We start from the raw sequence: 23,884 nt of genomic DNA, 5'->3' as shown, positions 1-23,884 counted from the left end.
GCGACGCTGGCGCGTCTTATCCTGCCTACGTTCGTTGTAGGTAGGATAAGTTTACGCCATCCGGCAATCTGTTATGCATAAAGTATGGCCTGTACGCGCCAGTTATCGGGCTGCTGTTCTTCGTACATCTGAATAATCCGGTACCATGAGGCACCTTGCTCATCCGCTTTTAACGCCACAACACGCTCCACATCCTGCGGATTTCCCGCAATGTTACTGACAGATATCTGGCCAATTTCGTTGAGACCCGTTACGCAGTCAGCGCTGGCGAACTCGGCAGACTGTGCCGTGGTATCCACCATTCCAGCAGAAAGCAGCAGTGAGGATAAGGCTAGTGATTGTTTCATCGTCAGCTCCATTATTCGTACCCCTACACGTGGCAGGGCATTCCATCGCGAGAATAAACCTCCAGCTCCCTGCTGTTGGTTTATTGTGCACAGGAAAACGCATAGGGGCGCAAAGCAATGTAAAACTGACTAAATTTCAACCCAATGTTATTTACGATACAAAATGGCTTGTGAATACCATTGGCCTGTTACGATGGTCTCATCGACTAATAAGACAACGTAATAATCAGCTTTAGCCGCAGCGGCTTTGGCGCGGATCTCTGCCAGCGCATCATCTGGAGAACCTCTTACCAACGCGCTCACAACCCCCAATCGCTGTAACCCATTACTCTGGTCACGGCGGATTTCTTGTGGGTGATCGGCGACGGGCGGTGCCGGTTGTGGCGTGCCCTGCAGCACGCTACAGGCGCTTAACAACATCACCAGCATCAAAGAGGCAAACCGACGCATAACTCTATCTCGTTTCCTGATAGCCATAGTGTAGTGCCTTATTAATTTCCCTTTAGGGGGAATGTTCCCGAATTGTTATCTCTCACGCGATTTTCGAATGAAAATGTTGCGAAAGCGTAACCCAGTTCTCAACATTATGAATCATTGCCGCACACATTCACTTGCGTTAAGTATTTCGCCATGGCATACCAGAAAAAAAGAGGCGACATATGATAGAAATTGAAACACGACAGTTGGCGGGGATCCCTGTCCTGCACGCATTTCCCACGAATAAACACGACCTTTCACTCCCCTGCGTTATCGTCTATCACGGGTTTACCTCTTCCAGTCTGGTCTACAGCTATTTTGCCGTTGCACTGGCACAGGCCGGGTTTCGGGTCATCATGCCCGATGCGCCCGATCATGGCACGCGCTTCCACGGTAATGCGCAGGAAAGAATGCACCGCTTCTGGCAGATATTGCAGCAAAACATGCAGGAATTTACGGCGTTACGTGCGGCGCTGGTGGCTGAAAATTGGCTGTTGGATGAACGTCTTGCCGTGGCAGGGGCATCTATGGGGGGTATGACAACGCTGGGCATTATGGCGCGCCATCCCGAGGTGAAATGTGCAGCCTGCCTGATGGGATCGGGCTATTTTACCCGACTTGCCCATACGCTTTTTCCGCCAGTATTGGTACAGACGACGGAGCAGCAGGCGGAATTTGATGCGATTGTCGCGCCACTGGCTGACTGGGAGGTAACGCATCAACTGGAGCGCCTTGCCGACAGACCGCTGCTGTTGTGGCATGGCCAGGATGACGACGTGGTGCCGGCAGTGGAAACCTTCCGCTTACAACAGGCGCTAATCCAGGCAGGTCTGGACAACTCGCTGACCTGCCTGTGGGAAGCAGGCGTACGGCATCGCATCACGCCAGAAGCGCTGGCGGCGACAGTCGCGTTTTTCCGCCAACACCTCTAAACGCGCAGAATAGTCACGCCCTGTGCTTCCAGCTGTTGCAGGATCTCAGGGTTCGCATTTTTGCCGGTAATCAGCATGTCGATTTGATCGGCACGGCTGAACAGCATGCCCGCGCGCTCACCGACCTTGCTGCTATCGACCAGCACCACCAGTTTGCCGACCACGTTAAGCATCTTTTGTTCAGCCATCGCGGTGAGCATATCGGTTTTATACAGTCCGTCAGATGTCAGTCCTTTACCGCTGGTAAACATCCAGTGTCCGGCATACAGGCTATTCTCGCTGCCTTGTGGGCTCAGCGTGATGGACTGACTTTTGTTGTACTGTCCCCCCATGATGATGACGCTTTCATGCTCCTGGTCGATCAGAAAATTCGCCAGCGGCAGGTAGTTGGTGATGATTTGCACCGGTTTGCCACACATTTCGCGGCCAAGCAGGAACGCCGTTGATCCACAGTTGATCACGACACTTTCACCCGCGTTCACTAACTGGGAAGCGGCTTTGGCAATCCGCACTTTTTCGTCGTGGTTTTGCGCCTGATGCAGATTCATTGGGGTCCAGCGCGGGCGCTGCTGGGTAATGGCTTCTGCACCGTTACGGACTTTCTTGAGCTTGCCGCTTTCGTCGAGTTTATTGATATCCCGGCGCGCTGTGGCGGGTGAGATTCCCAAACGTTCAATCACGTTCTCAACGGTAACAAAGCCCAATTGCGCCAGCATATCCAGCAATATTTGATGTCTTTGTGCTTCAGTCATGAGCTATTCCGATACAAATTGATTTGAAAAGATGATATTTGAAATAGCCTGAAAATACTAAGATAAATGGGTAAAAATGCCGGGAAGACCCGGCATTTAACTGCAATCACAGGAAGGATTTAAACGGTAAATCCGGTTCAATGGTAAAGCAGTCTTCAAAGCCGCGCGGGTAGTGATACTCAAAATTATCTTTGTCCAGCGGCCAGGTGAACTTGCCGCCAACCTGCCAGATAAACGGTTTGAAGCCATACTTCAGCCGGTCTTTTTTCATCTCCCAAAGAACACGGATCTCCTGTGGATCGGCCTGGAAGTTTGACCAGATATCATGGTGGAAGGGGATAACCACCTGGGTGTTCAGCGCTTCTGCCATACGCAGCATATCGGAACTGGTCATTTTGTCGGTGATACCGCGCGGGTTCTCACCGTAGGAGCCAAGTGCGACGTCGATGTGATGCTCGTTGCCGTGCTTTGCATAATAGTTGGAGTAGTGAGAATCACCGCTGTGATATAGCGTACCGCCCGGCGTTTTGAACAGGTAGTTAACCGCACGTGCATCCATGCCGTCAGGCAGGATACCTGCCGCTTTTTGATCCGCAGGCAAGGTGATTAATGCCGTACGATCAAACGCGTCGAGCGCATGGATTTCAATATCTTTTACTTTAACGACGTCGCCTGGCTTCACCACGATGCAGCGTTCTTTTGGCACGCCCCAACCCACCCACAGATCCACACAGGTTTGTGGTCCGATAAACGGCACATCGTCGGCACAGTTCTGCATGACGGCGGCAGCAACGTTCACGTCGATATGATCGTTATGATCGTGCGTGGCGAGAACGGCATCGATCTGGCGAATAGCGAAAGGATCGAGAACAAACGGCGTGGTGCGCAGGTTTGGCTGGAGTTTCTTCACGCCTGCCATACGCTGCATCTGATGGCCTGTTTTCATCAGTGGATTACCGTGGCTCTGCTTGCCTGTTCCGCACCAAAAATCAACGCAGACGTTAGTCCCGCCTTCCGATTTCAGCCAAATTCCGGTACAGCCCAGCCACCACATCGCAAAGGTGCCTGGTGCAACCTGTTCTTGTTCGATCTCTTCGTTTAGCCAGCTGCCCCACTCCGGGAATGTGCTCAGGATCCATGATTCACGCGTGATACTTTTTACTTTACTCATCGCATTTACCTTCATGTTTGTTCAAGTTGAATCAAATTGTGACTTATTTTGATTAATCCTGACACCATTTTATCAAAATGGCAATGCGTGTTTTTTCAACGAAAAGAGACGTTCTCGATAAATATTGCAATAAGATAAAGTGCCTCCTCATTAATTGATAATCATACTTAATTGTTTTTATTGATTTTATTTTCGTTTTATTGAATGTGGTAAAAACCATTTCATTCGTAAGTGAATAATTTGCGTACTGCATCACATTTAATCAAATTCAATCTTGATGTGATTACTTTTGAAAACTAAAGTGAGGGCACAATATCCTGGGCATCTGTAATGAATGTTCAGCAACTTCGTCTACTGGAGATCGTTATGGAGATCCTCTACAACATCTTTACCGTGTTCTTTAATCAGGTCATGACCAACGCCCCGCTGCTGTTGGGTATTGTGACCTGCCTCGGTTACATCCTGCTGCGTAAAAGTGTCAGCGTTATCATCAAGGGCACTATCAAAACGATCATCGGCTTTATGCTGCTGCAGGCCGGGTCCGGCATTCTCACCAGTACGTTCAAACCGGTCGTGGCGAAGATGTCTGAGGTTTATGGCATCAACGGGGCGATTTCCGATACCTACGCCTCAATGATGGCAACCATCGAACGCATGGGCGACGCTTATAGCTGGGTGGGCTATGCGGTGCTGTTAGCGCTGGCGCTGAACATCTGTTACGTGTTGCTACGACGGATTACCGGGATTCGCACCATCATGCTGACCGGGCACATCATGTTTCAGCAGGCGGGATTGATTGCGGTCTCGTTCTATATCTTCGGCTATTCCATGTGGACCACCATTATCTGCACTGCGGTGCTGGTGTCGCTTTACTGGGGCATCACTTCAAACATGATGTACAAGCCGACGCAGGAAGTGACTGATGGCTGCGGCTTCTCTATCGGGCACCAGCAGCAGTTTGCGTCGTGGATTGCTTATAAAATCGCACCGTATCTGGGCAAAAAAGAGGAAAGCGTTGAAGACCTCAAGCTGCCAGGCTGGCTGAATATCTTCCACGACAATATCGTCTCGACAGCGATTGTGATGACCATTTTCTTCGGTGCGATCCTGCTCTCTTTCGGTATCGATGTGGTGCAGGCGATGGCGGGGAAAACCCACTGGACGGTCTATATCCTGCAAACCGGCTTCTCGTTTGCGGTGGCCATTTTCATTATTACCCAGGGCGTGCGCATGTTTGTCGCCGAACTCTCTGAGGCCTTTAACGGTATCTCCCAACGCCTGATCCCTGGGGCGGTACTGGCCATCGACTGTGCGGCTATTTATAGCTTCGCGCCGAATGCCGTGGTCTGGGGCTTTATGTGGGGCACTATCGGTCAGCTGATCGCCGTCGGCATCCTTGTCGGCGTAGGTTCCTCCATTCTGATCATTCCGGGCTTTATCCCGATGTTCTTCTCTAACGCCACTATCGGCGTGTTTGCTAATCACTTTGGCGGCTGGCGTGCTGCGCTCAAGATTTGCCTGGTGATGGGAATGATTGAAATCTTCGGCTGCGTTTGGGCGGTGAAACTCACCGGTATGAGCGCCTGGATGGGCATGGCGGACTGGTCAATTCTGGCACCGCCGATGATGCAGGGCTTCGCCTCCATAGGGCTGATTTTTATGGCCGTCATTATTGTGATTGCACTGGCTTATATGTTTTTCGCAGGACGCTCATTGCGCGCTGAGGAAGACGCAGAAAAACAACTGGCAGAACAGTCTGCTTAATAAGGAGTTCCGATTATGACCGTACGTATTCTGGCTGTATGTGGTAATGGGCAAGGCAGCTCCATGATTATGAAAATGAAAGTGGACCAGTTTTTAACCCAGTCAAATATCGACCACACGGTGAACAGCTGCGCGGTGGGTGAATACAAAAGTGAACTGAGCGGCGCGGATATCATCATCGCCTCCACCCACATCGCCGGTGAGATTACCGTTACCGGCAATAAATACGTGGTGGGTGTACGTAACATGCTGTCGCCCGCTGACTTTGGTCCAAAGCTGCTGGAAGTGATCAACGCGCATTTCCCACAAGATGTGAAGTAAGGACGCCATATGAAATTACGAGATTCATTGGCGGACAATAACGCGATCCTATTACAGGCCGAGGCCAGCACTTGGCAGGAGGCGGTCAAGCTGGGCGTTGATCTGCTGGTTAAGGCTGATGTGGTTGAGCCGCGCTACTACCAGGCCATTCTGGATGGCGTTGCCCAACATGGTCCCTATTTTGTGATAGCGCCGGGTCTGGCGATGCCGCACGGGCGCCCAGAAGAAGGTGTGAAGAAAACCGGTTTTGCGCTGGTGACCCTGAAAACGCCGCTGGTCTTCAACCATGAAGATAACGACCCTGTCGATATCCTGATAACGATGGCGGCTGTTGACGCCAACACCCATCAAGAAGTGGGCATCATGCAGATCGTTAACCTGTTTGACGATGAAGCTAACTTCGACCGTTTACGTGCCTGCCGCACCGCGCAGGAAGTGCTGGATTTAATTGATAACGCCACCGCGGCGGCTGTTTAAAAGGAACACCAAAATGTCATTACCTATGTTGCAGGTTGCGCTGGATAACCAATCCATGTCTTCCGCGTATGAAACGACACGCCTGATTGCCGATGAAGTAGACATTATTGAAGTGGGTACCATTCTTTGCGTTGCCGAAGGCGTGCGTGCGGTTCGCGACCTGAAAGCGCTGTATCCGCATAAAATCGTGCTGGCAGACGCCAAAATCGCCGACGCGGGAAAAATTCTCTCCCGCATGTGTTTTGAAGCCAACGCGGATTGGGTGACAGTTATCTGCTGTGCAGATATCAATACCACCAAAGGTGCGCTGGACGTGGCGAAAGAGTTCAATGGCGACGTGCAGATTGAACTGACCGGCTACTGGACCTGGGAGCAAGCGCAGGAGTGGCGTGAAGCGGGCATTCAACAGGTGGTGTATCACCGCAGTCGCGATGCACAGGCAGCAGGTGTGGCGTGGGGTGACGCGGATATCAGCGCGATCAAACGTCTGTCTGATATGGGCTTTAAGGTCACGGTGACCGGTGGCCTGGCGCTGGAAGATCTGCCGCTGTTCAAAGGCATTCCGATTCACGTCTTTATCGCGGGTCGCAGCATTCGCGATGCCGCTTCCCCGGTTGAAGCCGCGCGTCAGTTTAAACGCTCTATTGCCCAGCTGTGGGGCTAAGGAGCAATTATGCTGTCGAAACAAATTCCGCTCGGCATCTACGAGAAAGCACTCCCCGCCGGAGAGTGCTGGATGGAGCGGCTACAGCTTGCGAAAACGCTGGGTTTTGACTTCGTTGAGATGTCAGTCGATGAAACCGACGCTCGCCTGGCGCGTCTCGATTGGAGCCGTGAGCAGCGTCTGACGTTGGTTAACGCCGTTGCCGAAACCGGCGTGCGGGTACCGTCGATGTGCCTGAGCGCCCATCGTCGCTTCCCGCTCGGCAGTGAAGATGACGTGGTACGTGCTCAGGGGCTGGAGATCATGCGTAAAGCGATCCAGTTCGCCCAGGACGTCGGCATTCGAGTCATCCAACTGGCGGGCTATGACGTTTACTATCAAGAAGCCAACAACGAGACGCGTCGGCGTTTTCGCGACGGGCTGAAAGAGAGCGTCGAGATGGCGAGCCGCGCACAGGTGACGCTGGCGATGGAGATCATGGATTACCCGCTGATGAACTCGATCAGCAAGGCGCTAGGCTACGCGCACTACCTGAATAACCCGTGGTTCCAGCTCTACCCAGACATCGGCAACCTGTCGGCGTGGGATAACGACGTGCAGATGGAGCTACAGGCCGGAATCGGACACATCGTCGCCGTACACGTGAAAGACACTAAACCCGGCGTATTTAAGAACGTACCGTTTGGTGAAGGCGTTGTCGATTTCGAGCGCTGTTTTGAGACGCTCAAGCAGAGTGGCTATTGCGGACCCTATCTGATTGAGATGTGGAGTGAAACCACTGACGACCCGGCGGCGGAAGTGGCGAAAGCGCGTGACTGGGTGAAGGCCCGAATGGCAAGCGCAGGTCTGGTGGAGGCGGCGTAATGCAAAAACTCAAACAGCAGGTGTTCGAAGCCAATATGGATCTGCCGCGCTATGGCCTCGTGACCTTTACCTGGGGCAACGTCAGCGCTATCGACCGTGAACGCGGGCAGGTGGTAATCAAGCCCAGCGGTGTCGCCTATACGCATATGACAGTAGACGATATGGTGGTGGTGGATATGTCAGGGAACGTGGTGGAGGGTGGCTATCGCCCTTCCTCTGATACCGCGACTCATCTGGCGCTGTATCAGCGTTATCCATCGCTTGGCGGCATAGTGCATACCCACTCTACCCACGCCACAGCATGGGCGCAGGCGGGGCAGGCGATCCCGGCGCTGGGAACCACCCATGCGGATTACTTTTTTGGCGATATTCCCTGCACCAGGGCATTAACGGAAGAAGAAGTGCAGGGCGAATATGAGCTGAACACAGGAAAGGTGATCATAGAAACGCTAGCCGACGTTGAGCCGTTACATACGCCGGGCATTGTGGTCTATCAGCACGGCCCGTTTGCCTGGGGTAAAGATGCCGAGGATGCGGTGCATAATGCGGTGGTGATGGAGGAGGTGGCAAAGATGGCGTGGATTGCGCGCGGCATTAACCCCGGGCTTAACCCCATCGACGATTACCTGATGAATAAACACTTCATGCGTAAGCACGGTCCGAACGCCTATTACGGGCAGAAGTAAGAAAAATGCCCCGGAGCTAAATCTTTAAGGGGATGTTATCGGTCTGGCTTCGGCGGCGTTTTACTGCAAAAAAAAGCCCCCAATCAAGGGGGCAAGTCAAACTGTGGCAATGTTCTCGTTGGTTATTTCTGGGTAGCTAGCGATAAATATCCGCGCTGGCGTGCATATTTCCGTTACTACCGGGTTCCCTGGTGAGGATCACATGATAGTAGGTGGCGCCTTGCGCATCAGTCTCTTCATTCAGGGCCTGATTGGCTTCACTTTCAGTGGCGAAGTTATGGTTTATGTAAATCACGCCTAAGCTCTGCACATCATCCATATTCCTGGCCTGACGATGGGTAATTTCAATGGCTGCCATTGCATTTGCACTGAGCAATAGCACGGCCAAAAGGGTCAACACACGGGCTCGCATAGGTACCTCCTCGACCGCGGTCTCTGGTTAGCGCTCTCCTGTGAGTGGATAACTTCTGATTTAATTTTAACCACAACCGACAGAGTCGATAGCGACCATTTCTGATGCAGTTGTTCAAAAAATTACCGCATAGCCGTCTTTTCTTTAATTAACAATCAACTGATACCTTCCGCTACGGTTAAAAAATTCCTGTTTCCCCGGCATAAGCTCTTACCAAATGGTCAATTTAACCGGAAGGGTACGCCGTTTATAGTGAGCTGAAAAAGAATATAACTTCATGATTATAAGGCAAAAGCTTATGGATACTTCATTCATGGATTTCAGCTACTTCGTGATTATGTTTATGGTTGCGCTGGTGGCGGGTTTTATTAATGTGGTTTCAGGGGGCGGTGGGTTTCTTTCAATTGGCGCATTGTTGATCTCCGGTTTACCGCCGGCCAATGCGCTGGCGACCAATAAAATTCAGGCTCTGGGTAGTTCACTCACCTCTGGGATTTACTTTTTGCGCCGGGGGCATATCAACGTGCAGGAACACAAGTATGTGTTCTTATCTGCCTTTATCGGTTCCGCGCTGGGTACCACACTGATTCAGTTCATTGAGCCGGACCTGCTAAAAAAGCTGCTGCCGGTGCTGATAATTACCGTCGCCATCTACTTTATTTTTGCCCCTAACCTGAGCGAACCAAAAAGAAAGCAGCAGGTATCGCTGTTTCTCTTTTCACTTATCGGCGGTGGGTGCGTAGGTTTTTATGACGGTTTTCTCGGCGCAGGGGCCGGTTCCTTGTATACGCTCTGCTATATCACGTTATGGGGATACGGCATCGATAAGGCGCAAATTCACTCCAACTTTATTAACCTGGCGTCGAACATCGCCTCGATTCTGTTCTTCATTTTCGGCGGTAAAATGATCTGGTCGCTGGGACTGGTGATGTTCGTTGGGCAATCTCTCGGTGCGCGTCTTGGAGCCTCGGTGGTACTGACGCGTGGGAAGAAAGTCATCCGACCGATGATTGTGATTGTCTCGATTTGCATCAGTGTCAAAATGCTGGTGGATATGTATTAATGACGGTTTGATAAATATTCATACAATCACCTTGAGTTTACCTGCTACCGCCAGTATTATGACGCGTCATTTTTCAGCCGACCTTTAACACGTTCCTTGCCTCCATGGGCCTCGGCTGACCCAGACAGGAGGCTGAATAATCCGTAAGGAGCAATTCGATGCGTCATTACGAAATCGTTTTTATGGTCCATCCTGACCAGAGCGAACAGGTTCCGGGTATGATCGAACGCTACACTGGTGCAATCACTGCAGCAGAAGGCACGATCCACCGTCTGGAAGACTGGGGCCGCCGTCAGCTGGCTTACCCGATCAACAAACTGCACAAAGCTCACTACGTTCTGCTGAACGTTGAAGCGCCGCAGGAAGTTATCGATGAGCTGGAAACAAACTTCCGCTTCAACGATGCCGTTATCCGTAGCATGGTAATGCGTACTAAGCACGCTGTTACCGAAGCATCTCCGATGGTTAAAGCGAAAGACGAGCGTCGTGAACGTCGCGATGATTTCGCTAACGAAACCGCAGATGATGCTGAAGCTGGGGATTCTGAAGAGTAATTTCTGATGACCAACCGTCTGGTGTTATCTGGCACAGTGTGCAGGACGCCGCTTCGCAAGGTCAGCCCATCAGGAATTCCTCATTGCCAGTTCGTGCTTGAGCATCGTTCTGTGCAGGAGGAAGCCGGTTTCCACCGGCAGGCGTGGTGCCAAATGCCCGTTATTATTAGCGGACACGAAAACCAGGCCATTACTCACAGTATAACGGTCGGTAGCGCAGTAACTGTTCAGGGGTTCATTTCTTGCCACAAGGCAAAGAACGGCCTGAGCAAAATGGTTCTGCATGCCGAGCAGATTGAATTGATAGATTCTGGAGACTAGCCATATGGCACGTTATTTCCGTCGTCGCAAGTTCTGCCGTTTCACCGCGGAAGGCGTTGTTGAGATTGATTACAAAGACATCGCAACGTTGAAAAACTACATTACCGAAAGCGGTAAAATTGTCCCGAGCCGTATCACCGGTACTCGTGCAAAATACCAGCGTCAGCTGGCTCGCTGCATCAAGCGCGCTCGCTACCTGTCCCTGCTGCCGTATACCGATCGTCATCAGTAATCGGCCGCTGTCTATTAACGACTTTAAGAGGATAAGGTAATGCAAGTTATTCTGCTTGATAAAGTAGCAAACCTGGGTAGCCTGGGTGATCAGGTTAACGTTAAAGCGGGCTACGCTCGTAACTTCCTGGTACCACAGGGTAAAGCTGTTCCTGCTACCAAGAAAAACGTTGAATTCTTCGAAGCACGTCGCGCTGAACTGGAAGCCAAACTGGCTGACGTTCTGTCTGCTGCTGAAGCTCGCGCTGAGAAAATCAATGCACTGGAAACCGTAACCATCGCGTCTAAAGCAGGCGACGAAGGTAAACTGTTCGGTTCCATCGGTACTCGCGACATCGCTGACGCTGTAACTGCAGCTGGCGTTGAAGTGGCTAAGAGCGAAGTTCGTCTGCCGAACGGCGTTCTGCGTACCACTGGCGAGCACGAAGTGAGCTTCCAGGTTCACAGCGAAGTGTTTGCTAAGCTGACTGTAAACGTAGTTGCAGAATAAGTTTTTATTCTAAAAACCGCGTAAAAGCGCCGGCCTTGTGCCGGCGTTTTGCTTTTCTGCCCTCCTGTTTTTCGCTCTGGCTATTCTTTATCCTTTTCGCGATAATCATAAAAATAAAACACAATTTCAAAGTGGTGATGGCATGGACACAACGCACCAACCTCTGTTCGCGCGTAAAAACGTGGTCTACCTGAGCGCGGCATTTTGCTGCCTGCTGTGGGGGAGCGCCTATCCGGCGATTAAAAGCGGATATGAGATTTTCCAGATTGCCACCGATGATATTCCGTCAAAGATTGTTTTTGCCGGATACCGATTTTTGTTTGCGGGGTTATTGCTGCTACTGCTGGCGATGGCGCAGCGCAAACCCATTGGCAGGTTAAGTCCGCGTCAATTTGGTCAGCTTACGCTGCTGGGTCTGACGCAAACCTCGCTGCAATACATCTTCTTCTATATTGGTCTGGCCTTCACCACGGGTGTGAAAGGCTCAATCATGAACGCCACCGGAACGTTCTTTAGTGTGCTGCTGGCCCACTTTATCTATCAGAACGACAAGCTGAGCTACAACAAAGCGTTGGGCTGCATTCTGGGCTTTGCTGGCGTGATGGTGGTGAATTTTAACAGTGGGCTGATGGATTTTAGCTTTACCCTGTTAGGAGACGGTTCAGTGGTATTGGCGGCCTTTATTCTCTCTGCCGCTACGCTGTACGGAAAACGTATTTCGCAGACGGTTGACCCGACGGTAATGACGGGGTATCAGCTGGGGATGGGCGGTCTGGCTCTGGTTATCGGTGGCTACGCTTTTGGCGGAACACTTACCGTCCACGGCTCTGCATCGGTGGCGATTCTGGGCTACCTGACGCTGCTCTCCTCAGTGGCGTTCGCACTGTGGAGTATTCTGCTCAAATACAACCGCGTGGGAATGATCGCGCCGTTTAACTTCCTGATCCCGGTCTCTGGTGCGGTGCTGTCGTCGATTTTTCTTGGTGAGAACATTCTCGAATGGAAATACGCAGTGGCGCTGGTGCTGGTCTGTTCGGGGATTTGGTGGGTGAATAAGGTGAAGCGGTAACGCCTGATGGCACTACCGCTTATCAGGCCTACAATCGCGGGAGCCGTAGGCCGGGTAAGGCGAAGCCGCCACCCGGCAATCAGTACATTTAACGTGCGCGAATAAAGCTGCCGTTAGGCTGACGGGTAAACAGCACCTGCTGGCCGTTGCCGGTATCGATGGTTAACCCCGTGACCACGCCATTGGCATTCTGCCTGATTTGTATCATCTGACCGTCTTTCAGGTTGCTCAGCGGTTTTCCGGTACCTTCAACCTGCGCCATGGCATACACATCGGTCGGTGGAAGATTATGGTCACGGAACACCTGGGCGAGCGTTTTTCCGGAGTCTACACGGTAGGTACGCCATTGTTGGTCAATCCCGCTATCGGGCTGAAAAGGCTGCGTCTGAGGCTGGGACTGCTGGGCTTGCGGCTGCGCATCGGGATCGCCTTCCTGGATGGGTTCCGGTGCGACCGGTGCCATCTGACCCGGATCGTTTTGCGGGGCGACCAGCTGCGCCTGCAGCTGAGCTTCAGTGGGTGGCTGCGATTGCGACTGGAGATCCAACTGGGCATCACGTGTGACCGCAGGAGTATCGCTGGTATCGTTGGAAGGGAGCAGGAAACCTATCACCAGCACGATAGCGGCAGCAATAATGCCGCGGCGATGCATAGGCGGTAGCGGGTCCATAATGCGAAAATTGTCCGGTGCATGCCAGATTTTCGCCAGGGTTGGTTTTAATTCAAAGCGCCCGGGCATGGCTTTCCTCCTGCTCCGCGTCTCGTTCCTGAATCATAGAGTATAGATGCCTGATTCTATGATATTTGCCTTCATGCCCGCTTTCGTGACGTCAACGCGGGATATTCCTATTGTTTATGTTTCCTCGCGATTTGTCATCTGTTCCCGAGACAAAGTTTTACCGGATGCGGCATGGCTGCTATGCTGCCCGCTACTTTACCTCCGATGAAAGGAAATATGATGGCCACCCCGACTTTTGACACTATCGAAGCGCAAGCAAGCTACGGCATTGGTTTGCAGGTAGGACAGCAGCTGAGCGAATCCGGTCTGGAAGGGCTGTTGCCTGAAGCGCTGGTTGCGGGTATTGCTGACGCGCTGGAAGGCAAACATCCAGCTGTGCCGGTTGACGTTGTTCACCGTGCGCTGCGTGAAATCCACGAACGTGCTGATGCGGTCCGTCGTGAGCGTTTCCAGTCTATGGCTGCTGATGGCGTCAAATATCTGGAAGAAAACCGTGAGAAAGACGGTGTAAACAGCACTGAATCCGGTCTGCAGTTCCGCGTTCTGACGCAGGGCGAAGGGGCTATTCCGGCACGTACCGACCGTGTACGCGTGCACTACACCGGTAAGCTGATCGACGGTACCGTGTTCGACAGCTCCGTTGCCCGTGGTGAACCGGCTGAATTCCCGGTTAACGGCGTTATCCCTGGCTGGATTGAAGCGCTGACCCTGATGCCGGTGGGTTCCAAATGGGAGCTGACTATCCCTCAGGAACTGGCCTACGGTGAGCGTGGCGCGGGTGCGTCCATTCCTCCGTTCAGCACGCTGGTATTCGACGTTGAGCTGCTTGAAATCCTGTAAGCAGTGACTTCTGTTCCCCTCAGCTTGGGGGGAGCAGAAAAATAGCGTGAAAAGCTATAGTTATACCGATGTCGATATTTTATCTTGCAAATAGCGCGCTTGCGCGTATTTTTGTGAGCTGATTCGCGCTATCAGAGTGATATGACACTCACTTTAAACATAAAATTAACATTATATCTAAATCTTAGTATTCATCCCGCCAATTCTTACCTAATATCGATGAGTCCTGATAACGGGATCGTCGTATCATAGACACACCAAAGGCCGTAGAGCCTGAACAACACAGACAGGTACAGGAAGAAAAAAACATGGTAGATCAGGTAAAAGTCGTTGCCGACGAAGAGGCTTCGTCTGAACAGTCGCTGCGGCGCAATCTCACAAACCGTCATATTCAACTTATTGCCATTGGTGGCGCTATCGGTACCGGCCTGTTTATGGGCTCCGGGAAAACCATCAGCCTCGCCGGGCCGTCGATCATCTTTGTTTATATGATCATCGGTTTTATGCTGTTTTTCGTGATGCGCGCAATGGGAGAATTGCTGCTCTCGAATCTCGAATACAAATCTTTTAGTGATTTCGCCTCTGACCTGCTCGGGCCGTGGGCTGGGTATTTTACCGGCTGGACCTACTGGTTTTGCTGGGTCGTGACCGGGATGGCGGACGTCGTTGCCATTACCGCGTATGCGCAATCGCAATTCTGGTTCCCTGGGCTATCCGACTGGGTGGCATCGCTGGCGGTAATCATTCTGCTGCTGGTCCTCAACCTCGCCACGGTGAAAATGTTTGGTGAGATGGAATTCTGGTTTGCGATGATCAAAATTGTCGCCATCGTCGGCCTGATCGTGGTTGGTCTGGTGATGGTACTGACGCACTTCCAGTCACCTACTGGTGTTCAGGCATCGTTCACCCACCTGTGGAATGACGGTGGCTGGTTCCCGAAAGGTCTGAGCGGCTTCTTTGCGGGCTTCCAGATTGCGGTGTTTGCGTTCGTGGGTATTGAATTGGTCGGGACGACAGCGGCGGAAACCAAAGATCCGGAGAAATCCCTGCCGCGTGCGATTAACTCGATTCCAATCCGTATCATCATGTTCTACGTGTTCGCGCTGATTGTGATTATGTCTGTCACCCCGTGGGGCTCGGTGGTTCCAACCAAGAGCCCGTTTGTCGAACTGTTCGTGCTGGTCGGCTTGCCGGCGGCGGCGAGCCTGATTAACTTTGTGGTTCTGACGTCTGCGGCGTCTTCTGCGAACAGCGGTGTGTTCTCGACTAGCCGTATGTTGTTCGGTCTGGCGCAGGAAGGCGTGGCACCGAAAGCGTTCGCCAAGCTGTCCAAACGTGCTGTTCCGGCGAAAGGCTTAACCTTCTCCTGTATCTGCCTGCTGGGCGGTGTGGTGATGCTGTACGTTAATCCGAGCGTAATCGGTGCGTTCACCATGATCACCACCGTATCGGCGATTCTGTTCATGTTTGTCTGGACCATCATTCTTTGCTCGTACCTGGTGTACCGCAAACAGCGTCCGCAGCTGCATGAGAAGTCGATTTACAAAATGCCGTGGGGCAAGGTGATGTGCTGGGTGTGCATGGCGTTCTTCGTGTTCGTGCTGGTACTGCTGACGCTGGAAGAAGATACCCGTCAGGCGCTGATCGTCACGCCGCTGTGGTTCATTGCGCTGGGGCTGGGCTGGTTGTTTATCGGTAAGAAACGTATGGCAGGTGTACGTTAATAAAAAAAGAGCCGCGACGCGGCTCTAATGCTTCATCAATCAGGGCGCTCTCAGGCGCCCTTTTTATTCACCAGCGAGGGCACGCGGGAACAACACATTGTTTTCCAGACTGATGTGTTCCATCAGGTCGTCGATCAGTTCGTTAATGCCGTTATACATGGCTTTCCAGGTGGTGCAGGCTTCCGGCGGCGGCGTCACGTTTTGGGTGATGTGCTTGATCACTTCGACCAGCTCACCGGCGTCGTCATGCTCGCTTTCCATCACGCTGATTGGCCCCATCGCCTGGCTACCCATTCCCTGTTTGATCATCGGGAACAGGATCTGCTCTTCTTTCATCATGTGGCTGGACAGCTCGTCATGCAGCATGGTCAGGTTTTTCGCCAGACCGCGTGGTACGTTTGGCTTGTCTGCGTGCACGCGTTCAACTTTGGTGGCCTGCAGGATCAGTTCCGGCAGCTGTTCGCGGTGGCGGTCATGATAACGAACGACGATATGGTCGATAATTTCTGCCAGTGCCACGCTGCGCCAGTCTTTTTCCAACGGTTGCTCAGCCAGTTTCGCCAGTTCGGCTTCGATAGCCTCGACATCCAGCTCTTTACGTGCGGCAGCGCGTGCCAGCGTTTGCTTACCGCCGCAGCAGTAATCCATATCGTACTTACGAAACAGTGCCGAAGCGCGAGGAATAGAGAGCGCCAGTTCACCTAAAGGTTGATCGCGATAAGACATAGCCGTTACCTCATTCTCAATAATATAAGATGTATTTTAAATGCAACTTATAGCGAAGGATATACCCCTTTCGGGGTGGTGGGATTTGTGATGGCTGTCACGAAAATTTCTTATACCGTTAACCTGCTGAATCTTATTGAAAAGGCGTAAAACGGCGAAAAAAGCCGCGTCAGAAGATTAAATAAGCGGGCGCGGCTGCCGATAGTTAGACCTCAGACAATACCTGCATAATAAAAAGGCAACAGATGTTCAAACGAATCAAAGTGATAACCTTACTTATCACCGTGTTACTTTCCCTGGGCGCGATGCAGCTCATCTCCGCAGGCGTTTTTATTGGCGCACTCAACAACGATAAGCAAAATTTTAACGTGTCTCAGCTTTCCAGCCAGAACGTGGCCGAGTTTACCGATGCGTGGATTAGCCTGAACCAGGCGCGCGTCACGCTCAACCGGGGCATGCTGCGTCTGCAGGGCACGATGGCCAGCGAGGTGAACGGCGGGCAGCTCACAGAGCTGGTAAGCACGGCAAATCGACTGCTGGCAGAAGCGAAAGAGCATTACGATAAATACTATGCGTTGCCGGAAACGCCGGGTCTGGATGAACATCTGGCTGATCGACTGGAAGAGCAGTACGGCATTTATTCGACCACGCTTGCCAAAATGAACGCGCTGCTGGCGGAAGGCAAACTGGAAGAGATGTTCAAACAGAATGCTGAACAAAAGCAGACGGCAATGCAGGGTGTGTATCAGGAATGGCGTGCGGCACAATCCGCGCTGGCCAATGCGGGCGTGCAGGATAACGAGAATGACTACCAGAAAATTATCTGGTTGCTGTCTGCCGTCATGCTGATTGTGATCACGGTGATTGTCGTTAGCTGGATAGCCATGCAGCGCGTACTGTTGAAGCCACTGCGCGAGGTGATGGAACATATTCGCCATATTGCCGCAGGTGACCTGACCCACAGCATCAGTGCTGACGGCAGCAATGAAATGGCGCTGCTGGCACGTAACGTCCGCGATATGCAGCAGTCGCTGGCGAACACGGTTAGCGTGGTGCGTGACGGGGCCGATACGATTTACACCGGGGCGGGTGAAATCGCCGCGGGCAGTAACGATCTCTCCTCGCGTACCGAACAGCAGGCCGCATCGCTGGAGGAAACGGCAGCCAGCATGGAACAGCTCACCGCTACCGTGAGACAGAATGCGGATAATGCACGACAGGCGACTAGCCTTGCAAAAAATGCCTCGCAGACGGCGCAAAAAGGCGGCACGGTGGTTGATGGCGTGGTGCGTACCATGGATGAAATTGCCACCAGTTCCAGCAAAATCGCGCAAATTACCACTGTTATTGACGGTATTGCCTTCCAGACCAATATTCTGGCGCTGAACGCGGCGGTAGAAGCCGCACGCGCCGGTGAACAGGGGCGTGGTTTTGCGGTAGTAGCAGGAGAAGTGCGCACTCTGGCGCAGCGCAGCGCGCAGGCGGCTAAAGAGATTAAGGCCCTGATTGATGATTCTGGTCATCGGGTCAACGCCGGTACCGCACTGGTGCATGAGGCGGGTGAAACAATGGCGGAGATCGTCAGCGCCGTCACCCGCGTGACCGATATCATGGGTGAGATTGCTTCGGCCTCTGATGAGCAGAGTCGGGGAATCGATCAGGTTGGTCAGGCCGTTGCCGAGATGGATCGCGTGACGCAGCAAAACGCCTCGCTGGTGGAAGAATCCGCGTCAGCGGCGGCGGCGCTCGAAGAACAGGCGGCACGCCTGAATCAGACCGTTGCGGTATTTAAAGTGTCGCGCCGAATGGCGGCGTAAACGCCTTATCCGGCCTATTATCGCGTAGGCCGGATAAGCGCAGCGCCATTCGGCACATTATGATTGTGGAACCACGACGACGCTCGGTTTCTCCGGCTTGGCTTTGACGGCCACAACCACACCGATAACCAATAACGCGATACCGCTAATCGTCAGCGCCGACGGCATTTCATGGCGCAAGATAAAGGTATACAGCAGTCCCGCCAGCGTCTCGAATACAATCAACGGCCCGAGGATCACCGTTGGCAGCTTTTGGCTGGCGATGTTCCAGCACAATGCCCCCACCCACGAACACAGCACCGCAATGGCGACCATCAGGCCGATAAATACGCCTGGACGCGGGCCGAAGGGCAGGGAGAAGTCCGGCGTTTGCCCGTTCAGCCACAGGCAGGCCGCAATGTAACCGAGCAGAGAAACGGGCAGCGTCACCAGTGCCTGGGCGGTGGCCCACATCATCGGATGCTTATCAGGGTTTTCACGCAGCCAGCGGGCATTACGCAGCGCATACCATGCCCAGCACACCACGGAAACCAGTGCCAGGGCGATACCCGACCCGTAGCGCCAGCCGCTAAAATCAGGTAACCCCTGATTCAACTCAGAAATATTCACGCACAGCAGGCCAATGCCGATCAGCACCAGCGCCGGGGCCAAGCGCCACCAGGATAATTTACCGTCACGCTGGCTATAGAGCAGATTGGCGAAGACCGGGATCACTACCGGTAATGTGCCAATGATCATCGTCGAGACCGGCGCACCGGTGCGCTGAATGGCGCTGGCCAGACAAACATAATAAATCAGGTTGCCCATCATCGTCAGAGCCAGCGCGGTTCTCCAGTCCTTGCGCGACAGCTGACGCAGACGTCCGCGACCCAGCCAGGCCAGCGGCAGGGCAATCAGCCCCAGCGCCAGGTAGCGTCCCATCGACTGTAATACCGCCGGGTATTCCGGCACGATCAACGGCCCGACAAAAATCAGCCCCCACATCAACCCCGCCAGCAGGGCGTACAACACACCGCTAATCATTTTGACATCCACATCATTGAACATTGCGCCGAGTGTAGGCAGGGAAAATGCCGCTGTATTGTATGAGATTGCGCATTAGCGCGAATAAACCTGCTTCTGATAACGCACAGGCGTAATACCGTAGCGATGGGTAAACGCGCGGGTGAGGTGCGACTGGTCGGTCAGGCCGGTTGCCGCAGCAACGTCGGCGGCGGGCATACCGCGCGTGAGAAAATCTTTGGCGCGCCACAGGCGAACAGCCATGAGCATCTGATGCGGGGTGACGTGAAAGTGCAGTTTGAACTGGCGCTGAAAATGCCAGGGGCTGAGCGCAGCCACGCGAGCCAGTTCGTCGAGCGTAACCGGGTGCATGTAGTTATCATGCAGATATTCGCGCACGCGATCAAAGCGATGCGCGCCTTCCCGCGACACCGGTGCATGACGAGCCAGTGGCTGGAAGGTGTCGATCAGATCGAGCAGCAATCCTTTTTGTGCCAGCGGATCCTCGGTGTTCCACATCCCGTGGATCAGCGAACAGATCTGGCGTGAACGGTGGGGATCGTGGCGCGTCACATCATGGAACCACCAGTGGCGGATCCCGGTGACCTCTTGCAGAAGAGAGGGGTCGAGATAAATCATCCGGTAGCGCCAGCCGTCGGCGGTTTCAGCCTCGCCGGTGTGCAGCTCATCGGGATTCATGGTCACGACGGAATGGGCCGGTGCCACGTACTGGGTGCCACGATAGCGAAAACGCTCGGCGCCGGCTTCGATCGCGCCAATGCCAAACGCTTCGTGGGTATGAGGCTCAAACGCGTAACGCGAGATATGCGCATGATACAGCTCAACGCCCGGTATCTGCGCCAGATGGCGAAAACGGGCGCTGTCTTTCTCATCAATAAACTGCTCAGGTACACCCTGCACGTTATCTCTCCCCACACATCGTCTTATCATTATCAGAGAGGATGCGCGGGGATGCCACCGTAATTAACCAAATTTTAACAGTTATACGATGCCGCTGACGCTCTCCGCCAGCGATGTGGTCGGGCGTTTAATCAGTGTGCTCAGCGTATGGCTGTCGTCAAACAGTCCACCTTTTGAGGCACCGATATCAGAGTCGGCCAACATTTCTGCCAGTCCGGCAGGCAGGCCAAACCCTTTCAGCGCGGCGGAAAAATCGGCCTCGCTAAGGTTCTGATACACCACTTTTTTGCCGCTCTGTTGAGCCAGTTCGGCGGCCAACTGGCTCAGCGTCCAGCCTTCATCTCCCGCCAGCTCGTAGATTTTCCCGGCATGGCCTTCTTCACTGATGACGCGCGCGGCGGCAGCAGCGTAGTCCGCGCGGGTGGCGGCGGCGATTTTGCCGTCTCCGGCGGCACCAATAAACACGCCGTGCTCGAGGGCTGCGGGGGCGCTGGCGAGATAGTTTTCGCTGTACCAGCCGTTACGCAGCAGCGCGTAATCGAGGCCGGATTCTGCCAGCATCTTCTCGGTTGCCACGTGTTCATCTGCCAGCCCCAGCGGGGAGGTATCGGCATGCAGCAGGCTGGTGTAGGCGATGAATTTCACACGTGCAGATTTCGCCGCATTGATCACGTTGCGGTGCTGTGGGGTACGCTGTCCGACTTCGCTTGAGGAGATCAGCAGCAGTTTGTCGATGCCTTGCAACGCGGTGGTAAAGGCGGCTTCGTCGGTGTAATCCGCCTGGCGGACGGTAATACCCTGCAGGCTGAGGGTAGCGGCTTTCGCTGGGTTACGCACAATCGCCACAATCTGGCTGGCGGGAACGGTTTTCAGCAGGTTTTCAATAACGTGTTGGCCCAGTTGGCCAGTGGCGCCGGTAATCGCAATCATGAGGAACTCCAGGTTTTTGTCTTGTGTTGACTCACGCTAACACCTAAACTTACTTTTAGTAAGTACGCACAAAAAGGTAAGTATGAAAATGACAGATTCGACGCTTTCTCAGCAACTGCGCGACGGCAACTTATTTGCTGAACAGTGTCCTTCCCGCGAGGTGTTAAAACACGTTACCAGCCGTTGGGGAGTATTGATTCTGGTGGCGCTGCGCGACGGCACGCACCGTTTTAGCGATCTGCGCCGTAAGATGGGCGGTGTCAGTGAAAAGATGCTGGCGCAATCCTTACAGGCGCTGGAGCAAGACGGGTTTATCAACCGGGTATCGTATCCGGTGGTACCGCCGCATGTGGAATACAGTCTGACGCCGTTGGGTGAGCAGGTGAGTGATAAAGTCGCCGCACTGGCGGACTGGATCGAAATGAATTTACCGCAGGTTTTGGCGCAGCGGATCCCGGGGTGAACGATGTGCCGGATGGCGCTGCGCTTATTCGGCCTACAAGTCGGCTTCATGCGTAGGCCGGATAAGACGCTATTGTGTCGCATCCGGCACTAAAATTACTTACTCAAATCCAGCTGATAAATCGCAAAACCGATATCGTCGGTGGCGACTTTTTGCAGTGGATACTGTCCTTTTTCTTTGATAAACGCGGCGGCTTTATCGGACGGCGAGGTTTCAAAACGAATATCCAGCTTCGTCTCGCTGTGGATCGGCGCCAGACGCCAGTTATTATCCGCCGCCGGGTGAATTTCACCGGCACGCTTCGTCTCGGCCCCTATCCATGCGGCCAGCACCGAGCGGTTTTCATCCGGTGAGGCAAAGGCGATATGGCTGTCGCCGGTACCGGCAAACTTACCGCCGTAGGCGCGATAGTTATTGGTTGCTACCAGGAAGGTAGCGTCCGGGTCGATAGGTTTACCGTTAAAGGTCAGATGCTTAATACGCTCTGCCTGCGGGTTGACCGTCTGGCATTCGCCGTCGTAGCGGGCGGGTTGTGACACATCAATCTGATAGTCTACGCCGTCGATCACGTCGAAGTTATAGGTACGAAAGCCATCCCAGTTGATCAGCGACTGCGGTTTGCTGCTGTGAATATCAATCTGATTAAACTGTCCTGCGGAACATTCCAGCCACTCTTTCACCTCTTTACCGCTGGCTTTTACCACTACCAGCGTGTTGGGATAGAGGTACAGATCGGCGGCGTTGCGGAAGGTGAGCTGGCCTTTTTCCACTTCAACAAAGCTGGCCGGATCGTTCTTACGGCCGCCCACTTTAAACGGTGCGGCGGCGGAAAGTACCGGCAGTTTCGCCAGATCCGGATCGCCCTGAATAAAGCGTTCAACGTAAGCTTTTTGCGCGTTGTTCACCACCTGCACGGTTGGATCGTCCTGCACCAGTGCCAGATAGCTGTACATGTTATCGGCCGATTTACCGATTGGTTTGCTGACGAATTCGCGCGTGGCGTCATGGTCGGCTTTCAGGATCTCAACGATTTTCGTGTCTTCAGCGGCCAGGGATTTTTTTGCCGCCGCATCATAAATCGGGCGGGCTTCAGCTTTCGCCTGGGTGACCTGCCATTTCCCGCTGTCGTTATTCAGCACCAAATCCACCACGCCCAGATGATCGCCCCACATGCCTGGCATTACTGCCGGAACGCCGTTCAGGGTACCTTTAGCGATATCTGCGCCTTTGATGTTGGCAAAGTCTTTCCCCGGGAACACGGCGTGAGCATGACCAAACATGATGGCATCAACACCCGGTACTTCGCTGAGGTAATAAACCGAGTTCTCCGCCATAGCCTGATACGGGTCGGCAGAAAGGCCCGAGTGAGCCACCACGACGACCACATCCGCGCCCTTGGCCCGCATTTCCGGTACGTATTGACGTGCGGTTTCGGTGATGTCATTCACTGTCACTTTGCCGCTGAGATTGGCTTTATCCCAGGTCATGATTTGCGGTGGCACAAAACCGATGTAGCCAATTTTCAGCGTCTGCTTGTGACCCTCTTTGTCGACCACCTCGGTGTCTTTAATCAAATAGGGGGTAAAAAGCGGTTTTTTGGTTTTAACGTCGATGATATTGGCGTTAACGTAAGGGAACTTCGCGCCTGCGAGCGCCTTATGCAGATAGTCCAGACCGTAGTTAAATTCATGGTTGCCGAGGTTGCCGACCGCGTAATCCAGCGTATTCAGCGCCTTATAAACCGGGTGCGTTTCGCCGGCTTTCAGCCCTTTCGCCGCCATGTAATCCCCGAGCGGGCTGCCCTGAATCAGATCGCCGTTATCGACCAGTACGCTGTTTTTGACTTCATTTCTGGCGGCATTGATCAGACTTGCCGTACGCACCAGACCGAATTTTTCCGTTGGCGTATCTTTGTAATAATCGAAATCCATCATATTGCTATGCAAATCAGTGGTTTCCATTATGCGCAGATCGACGGTTGAGGCATTCACGCTGGCCGCTATCAGCGTGGCCAGAAGCGTTGCACTAAACTTAATCATCAGAGGGCATCCTTTTTTGAACCAGGCCACAAAAGAAAATGTATATACAGCTTATTGCTTACAGAAGTGTGAATCATGCCATGAATAG

At 53.2% G+C, this 23,884-nt stretch carries 28 protein-coding genes; 17 read left to right on the top strand and 11 right to left on the bottom strand.

Translation table 11 applies throughout. The features are described 5' to 3' along the window. Positions 1–71: 71 nt before the first annotated feature. Both yjfN and bsmA read right to left on the bottom strand, forming a co-directional pair. The gene (gene yjfN / locus FDX22_RS19030; RefSeq protein WP_135912687.1) at positions 72–347 is read right to left on the bottom strand and encodes a DUF1471 family protease activator YjfN; all 276 of its coding nucleotides are present in this window, start codon (positions 345–347) and stop codon (positions 72–74) included. Positions 348–494: 147 nt separating this feature from the next. Further along, positions 495–824, bottom strand: coding sequence for a biofilm peroxide resistance protein BsmA (gene bsmA / locus FDX22_RS19025; RefSeq protein ID WP_096758571.1), 330 nt, complete (start codon positions 822–824; stop codon positions 495–497). Positions 825–1,006: 182 nt separating this feature from the next. Here bsmA and yjfP point away from each other — a divergent pair, with 182 nt between their 5' ends. Further along, positions 1,007–1,756 carry an esterase gene (yjfP, locus tag FDX22_RS19020; RefSeq protein WP_115259609.1) on the top strand — a complete coding sequence of 250 codons (750 nt, stop codon included), beginning with the start codon at positions 1,007–1,009 and terminating at the stop codon, positions 1,754–1,756. Here the strand turns inward: yjfP and ulaR are convergent. After that, a complete protein-coding gene (gene ulaR, locus FDX22_RS19015) occupies positions 1,753–2,508 on the bottom strand; it encodes an HTH-type transcriptional regulator UlaR (protein ID WP_146717623.1) in 756 nt (251 codons plus the stop codon). The two genes, yjfP and ulaR, sit on opposite strands and share 4 nt — an antisense overlap. A gap of 106 nt (positions 2,509–2,614) precedes the next feature. Then, entirely contained in the window at positions 2,615–3,679 is a 1,065-nt protein-coding gene (gene ulaG, locus FDX22_RS19010; protein WP_096758568.1) for an L-ascorbate 6-phosphate lactonase, read from the bottom strand. 366 nt (positions 3,680–4,045) lie between these two features. Here ulaG and ulaA point away from each other — a divergent pair, with 366 nt between their 5' ends. From ulaA to FDX22_RS18980, 6 genes are read left to right on the top strand one after another with little or no spacing between them, the layout of a single operon-like run. After that, entirely contained in the window at positions 4,046–5,443 is a 1,398-nt protein-coding gene (gene ulaA / locus FDX22_RS19005) for a PTS ascorbate transporter subunit IIC (protein WP_096758567.1), read from the top strand. A gap of 15 nt (positions 5,444–5,458) precedes the next feature. Next, positions 5,459–5,764 (top strand): PTS ascorbate transporter subunit IIB, encoded by a 306-nt coding sequence (ulaB, locus tag FDX22_RS19000; protein WP_096758566.1) that lies wholly within the window; start codon positions 5,459–5,461, stop codon positions 5,762–5,764. Between the two features lie 9 nt (positions 5,765–5,773). Next, positions 5,774–6,241, top strand: a complete 468-nt coding sequence (gene ulaC, locus FDX22_RS18995; RefSeq protein ID WP_096758565.1) for a PTS ascorbate transporter subunit IIA — start codon at positions 5,774–5,776, stop codon at positions 6,239–6,241. 13 nt (positions 6,242–6,254) lie between these two features. Next, positions 6,255–6,905: a 3-keto-L-gulonate-6-phosphate decarboxylase UlaD gene (gene ulaD / locus FDX22_RS18990; protein WP_096758564.1), complete on the top strand. Its 651-nt coding sequence runs from the start codon at positions 6,255–6,257 to the stop codon at positions 6,903–6,905. A gap of 9 nt (positions 6,906–6,914) precedes the next feature. Next, positions 6,915–7,769, top strand: coding sequence for an L-ribulose-5-phosphate 3-epimerase UlaE (gene ulaE, locus FDX22_RS18985; protein WP_117342423.1), 855 nt, complete (start codon positions 6,915–6,917; stop codon positions 7,767–7,769). Continuing rightward, on the top strand, positions 7,769–8,455 hold the full coding sequence (locus FDX22_RS18980; protein ID WP_115259606.1) for an L-ribulose-5-phosphate 4-epimerase: 687 nt from the start codon (positions 7,769–7,771) through the stop codon (positions 8,453–8,455). Before ulaE ends, FDX22_RS18980 begins: the two co-directional genes overlap by 1 nt. A 136-nt stretch (positions 8,456–8,591) precedes the next feature. Here FDX22_RS18980 and yjfY read toward each other — a convergent pair whose 3' ends face one another. Continuing rightward, entirely contained in the window at positions 8,592–8,867 is a 276-nt protein-coding gene (gene yjfY / locus FDX22_RS18975; protein ID WP_135323393.1) for a DUF1471 family protein YjfY, read from the bottom strand. Between the two features lie 298 nt (positions 8,868–9,165). On the opposite strand from yjfY, the gene FDX22_RS18970 reads away from it, so the two are divergent. The 6 genes from FDX22_RS18970 to FDX22_RS18945 all read left to right on the top strand — a co-directional run bounded on the left by FDX22_RS18970 (position 9,166) and on the right by FDX22_RS18945 (position 12,595). Next, the gene (locus FDX22_RS18970; protein WP_096758560.1) at positions 9,166–9,930 is read left to right on the top strand and encodes a TSUP family transporter; all 765 of its coding nucleotides are present in this window, start codon (positions 9,166–9,168) and stop codon (positions 9,928–9,930) included. 158 nt (positions 9,931–10,088) lie between these two features. Next, positions 10,089–10,484 carry a 30S ribosomal protein S6 gene (rpsF, locus tag FDX22_RS18965; protein ID WP_096758559.1) on the top strand — a complete coding sequence of 132 codons (396 nt, stop codon included), beginning with the start codon at positions 10,089–10,091 and terminating at the stop codon, positions 10,482–10,484. Positions 10,485–10,490: 6 nt separating this feature from the next. Next, the gene (gene priB, locus FDX22_RS18960) at positions 10,491–10,805 is read left to right on the top strand and encodes a primosomal replication protein N (RefSeq protein WP_096758558.1); all 315 of its coding nucleotides are present in this window, start codon (positions 10,491–10,493) and stop codon (positions 10,803–10,805) included. Positions 10,806–10,809: 4 nt separating this feature from the next. After that, complete coding sequence (rpsR, locus tag FDX22_RS18955; protein ID WP_002210155.1) at positions 10,810–11,037, top strand: 30S ribosomal protein S18; 228 nt, start codon at positions 10,810–10,812, stop codon at positions 11,035–11,037. 39 nt (positions 11,038–11,076) lie between these two features. Continuing rightward, positions 11,077–11,526: a 50S ribosomal protein L9 gene (gene rplI / locus FDX22_RS18950; RefSeq protein ID WP_003025676.1), complete on the top strand. Its 450-nt coding sequence runs from the start codon at positions 11,077–11,079 to the stop codon at positions 11,524–11,526. Between the two features lie 142 nt (positions 11,527–11,668). Continuing rightward, the gene (locus tag FDX22_RS18945; protein WP_096759481.1) at positions 11,669–12,595 is read left to right on the top strand and encodes a DMT family transporter; all 927 of its coding nucleotides are present in this window, start codon (positions 11,669–11,671) and stop codon (positions 12,593–12,595) included. 88 nt (positions 12,596–12,683) lie between these two features. Here the strand turns inward: FDX22_RS18945 and FDX22_RS18940 are convergent, their stop codons facing one another. Further along, positions 12,684–13,334 carry an OapA family protein gene (locus tag FDX22_RS18940; protein WP_096758557.1) on the bottom strand — a complete coding sequence of 217 codons (651 nt, stop codon included), beginning with the start codon at positions 13,332–13,334 and terminating at the stop codon, positions 12,684–12,686. Between the two features lie 219 nt (positions 13,335–13,553). Here FDX22_RS18940 and fklB point away from each other — a divergent pair, with 219 nt between their 5' ends. Both fklB and cycA read left to right on the top strand, forming a co-directional pair. Further along, entirely contained in the window at positions 13,554–14,174 is a 621-nt protein-coding gene (gene fklB / locus FDX22_RS18935; RefSeq protein WP_168246986.1) for an FKBP-type peptidyl-prolyl cis-trans isomerase, read from the top strand. 308 nt (positions 14,175–14,482) lie between these two features. Further along, positions 14,483–15,898 (top strand): D-serine/D-alanine/glycine transporter, encoded by a 1,416-nt coding sequence (gene cycA, locus FDX22_RS18930; protein WP_146717622.1) that lies wholly within the window; start codon positions 14,483–14,485, stop codon positions 15,896–15,898. A 63-nt stretch (positions 15,899–15,961) separates the two neighbouring features. Here cycA and ytfE read toward each other — a convergent pair whose 3' ends face one another. Further along, the gene (ytfE, locus tag FDX22_RS18925) at positions 15,962–16,624 is read right to left on the bottom strand and encodes an iron-sulfur cluster repair protein YtfE (protein ID WP_115259604.1); all 663 of its coding nucleotides are present in this window, start codon (positions 16,622–16,624) and stop codon (positions 15,962–15,964) included. A gap of 245 nt (positions 16,625–16,869) precedes the next feature. On the opposite strand from ytfE, the gene FDX22_RS18920 reads away from it, so the two are divergent. Then, positions 16,870–18,441 carry a methyl-accepting chemotaxis protein gene (locus tag FDX22_RS18920; RefSeq protein WP_135912682.1) on the top strand — a complete coding sequence of 524 codons (1,572 nt, stop codon included), beginning with the start codon at positions 16,870–16,872 and terminating at the stop codon, positions 18,439–18,441. 57 nt (positions 18,442–18,498) lie between these two features. On the opposite strand, the gene FDX22_RS18915 is transcribed toward FDX22_RS18920, so the two are convergent. From FDX22_RS18915 to FDX22_RS18905, 3 genes are all read right to left on the bottom strand, one after another. Continuing rightward, positions 18,499–19,464, bottom strand: coding sequence for a DMT family transporter (locus tag FDX22_RS18915; protein ID WP_146717621.1), 966 nt, complete (start codon positions 19,462–19,464; stop codon positions 18,499–18,501). Between the two features lie 75 nt (positions 19,465–19,539). Next, complete coding sequence (locus tag FDX22_RS18910) at positions 19,540–20,364, bottom strand: AraC family transcriptional regulator (protein ID WP_096758553.1); 825 nt, start codon at positions 20,362–20,364, stop codon at positions 19,540–19,542. 81 nt (positions 20,365–20,445) lie between these two features. Further along, positions 20,446–21,294 carry an SDR family oxidoreductase gene (locus tag FDX22_RS18905; protein ID WP_146717620.1) on the bottom strand — a complete coding sequence of 283 codons (849 nt, stop codon included), beginning with the start codon at positions 21,292–21,294 and terminating at the stop codon, positions 20,446–20,448. A gap of 88 nt (positions 21,295–21,382) precedes the next feature. Between FDX22_RS18905 and FDX22_RS18900 the strand changes: the two genes are divergently transcribed. Next, on the top strand, positions 21,383–21,757 hold the full coding sequence (locus tag FDX22_RS18900) for a helix-turn-helix domain-containing protein (protein ID WP_115260000.1): 375 nt from the start codon (positions 21,383–21,385) through the stop codon (positions 21,755–21,757). 95 nt (positions 21,758–21,852) lie between these two features. Here the strand turns inward: FDX22_RS18900 and cpdB are convergent, their stop codons facing one another. Then, positions 21,853–23,796 (bottom strand): 2',3'-cyclic-nucleotide 2'-phosphodiesterase, encoded by a 1,944-nt coding sequence (gene cpdB, locus FDX22_RS18895; RefSeq protein ID WP_146717619.1) that lies wholly within the window; start codon positions 23,794–23,796, stop codon positions 21,853–21,855. Positions 23,797–23,884 lie beyond the last annotated feature (88 nt).

The organism is Citrobacter sp. TBCS-14 (assembly GCF_005280805.1).
Classification (GTDB): domain Bacteria; phylum Pseudomonadota; class Gammaproteobacteria; order Enterobacterales; family Enterobacteriaceae; genus Citrobacter; species Citrobacter gillenii.
Note: the sequence above shows the minus strand (reverse complement) of the source record. Positions and strands in the feature narration are given on the sequence as shown.

Bases quoted from the DNA above. Each gene is read 5' to 3' on its own strand.
- FDX22_RS18905 (WP_146717620.1), bottom strand. From the start codon at position 21,294: ATGATTGCGATTACCGGCGCCACTGGCCAACTGGGCCAACACGTTATT.
- FDX22_RS18920 (WP_135912682.1), top strand. From the start codon at position 16,870: ATGTTCAAACGAATCAAAGTGATAACCTTACTTATCACCGTGTTACTT.
- yjfN (WP_135912687.1), bottom strand. From the start codon at position 347: ATGAAACAATCACTAGCCTTATCCTCACTGCTGCTTTCTGCTGGAATG.
- bsmA (WP_096758571.1), bottom strand. From the start codon at position 824: ATGGCTATCAGGAAACGAGATAGAGTTATGCGTCGGTTTGCCTCTTTG.
- rpsR (WP_002210155.1), top strand. From the start codon at position 10,810: ATGGCACGTTATTTCCGTCGTCGCAAGTTCTGCCGTTTCACCGCGGAA.
- FDX22_RS18970 (WP_096758560.1), top strand. From the start codon at position 9,166: ATGGATACTTCATTCATGGATTTCAGCTACTTCGTGATTATGTTTATG.
- cycA (WP_146717622.1), top strand. From the start codon at position 14,483: ATGGTAGATCAGGTAAAAGTCGTTGCCGACGAAGAGGCTTCGTCTGAA.
- ulaB (WP_096758566.1), top strand. From the start codon at position 5,459: ATGACCGTACGTATTCTGGCTGTATGTGGTAATGGGCAAGGCAGCTCC.
- ulaC (WP_096758565.1), top strand. From the start codon at position 5,774: ATGAAATTACGAGATTCATTGGCGGACAATAACGCGATCCTATTACAG.
- ulaA (WP_096758567.1), top strand. From the start codon at position 4,046: ATGGAGATCCTCTACAACATCTTTACCGTGTTCTTTAATCAGGTCATG.
- priB (WP_096758558.1), top strand. From the start codon at position 10,491: ATGACCAACCGTCTGGTGTTATCTGGCACAGTGTGCAGGACGCCGCTT.
- FDX22_RS18915 (WP_146717621.1), bottom strand. From the start codon at position 19,464: ATGATTAGCGGTGTGTTGTACGCCCTGCTGGCGGGGTTGATGTGGGGG.
- yjfY (WP_135323393.1), bottom strand. From the start codon at position 8,867: ATGCGAGCCCGTGTGTTGACCCTTTTGGCCGTGCTATTGCTCAGTGCA.
- ulaD (WP_096758564.1), top strand. From the start codon at position 6,255: ATGTCATTACCTATGTTGCAGGTTGCGCTGGATAACCAATCCATGTCT.
- ulaR (WP_146717623.1), bottom strand. From the start codon at position 2,508: ATGACTGAAGCACAAAGACATCAAATATTGCTGGATATGCTGGCGCAA.
- rpsF (WP_096758559.1), top strand. From the start codon at position 10,089: ATGCGTCATTACGAAATCGTTTTTATGGTCCATCCTGACCAGAGCGAA.
- ytfE (WP_115259604.1), bottom strand. From the start codon at position 16,624: ATGTCTTATCGCGATCAACCTTTAGGTGAACTGGCGCTCTCTATTCCT.
- rplI (WP_003025676.1), top strand. From the start codon at position 11,077: ATGCAAGTTATTCTGCTTGATAAAGTAGCAAACCTGGGTAGCCTGGGT.
- ulaE (WP_117342423.1), top strand. From the start codon at position 6,915: ATGCTGTCGAAACAAATTCCGCTCGGCATCTACGAGAAAGCACTCCCC.
- fklB (WP_168246986.1), top strand. From the start codon at position 13,554: ATGGCCACCCCGACTTTTGACACTATCGAAGCGCAAGCAAGCTACGGC.
- FDX22_RS18900 (WP_115260000.1), top strand. From the start codon at position 21,383: ATGACAGATTCGACGCTTTCTCAGCAACTGCGCGACGGCAACTTATTT.
- cpdB (WP_146717619.1), bottom strand. From the start codon at position 23,796: ATGATTAAGTTTAGTGCAACGCTTCTGGCCACGCTGATAGCGGCCAGC.
- FDX22_RS18940 (WP_096758557.1), bottom strand. From the start codon at position 13,334: ATGCCCGGGCGCTTTGAATTAAAACCAACCCTGGCGAAAATCTGGCAT.
- yjfP (WP_115259609.1), top strand. From the start codon at position 1,007: ATGATAGAAATTGAAACACGACAGTTGGCGGGGATCCCTGTCCTGCAC.
- ulaG (WP_096758568.1), bottom strand. From the start codon at position 3,679: ATGAGTAAAGTAAAAAGTATCACGCGTGAATCATGGATCCTGAGCACA.
- FDX22_RS18980 (WP_115259606.1), top strand. From the start codon at position 7,769: ATGCAAAAACTCAAACAGCAGGTGTTCGAAGCCAATATGGATCTGCCG.
- FDX22_RS18945 (WP_096759481.1), top strand. From the start codon at position 11,669: ATGGACACAACGCACCAACCTCTGTTCGCGCGTAAAAACGTGGTCTAC.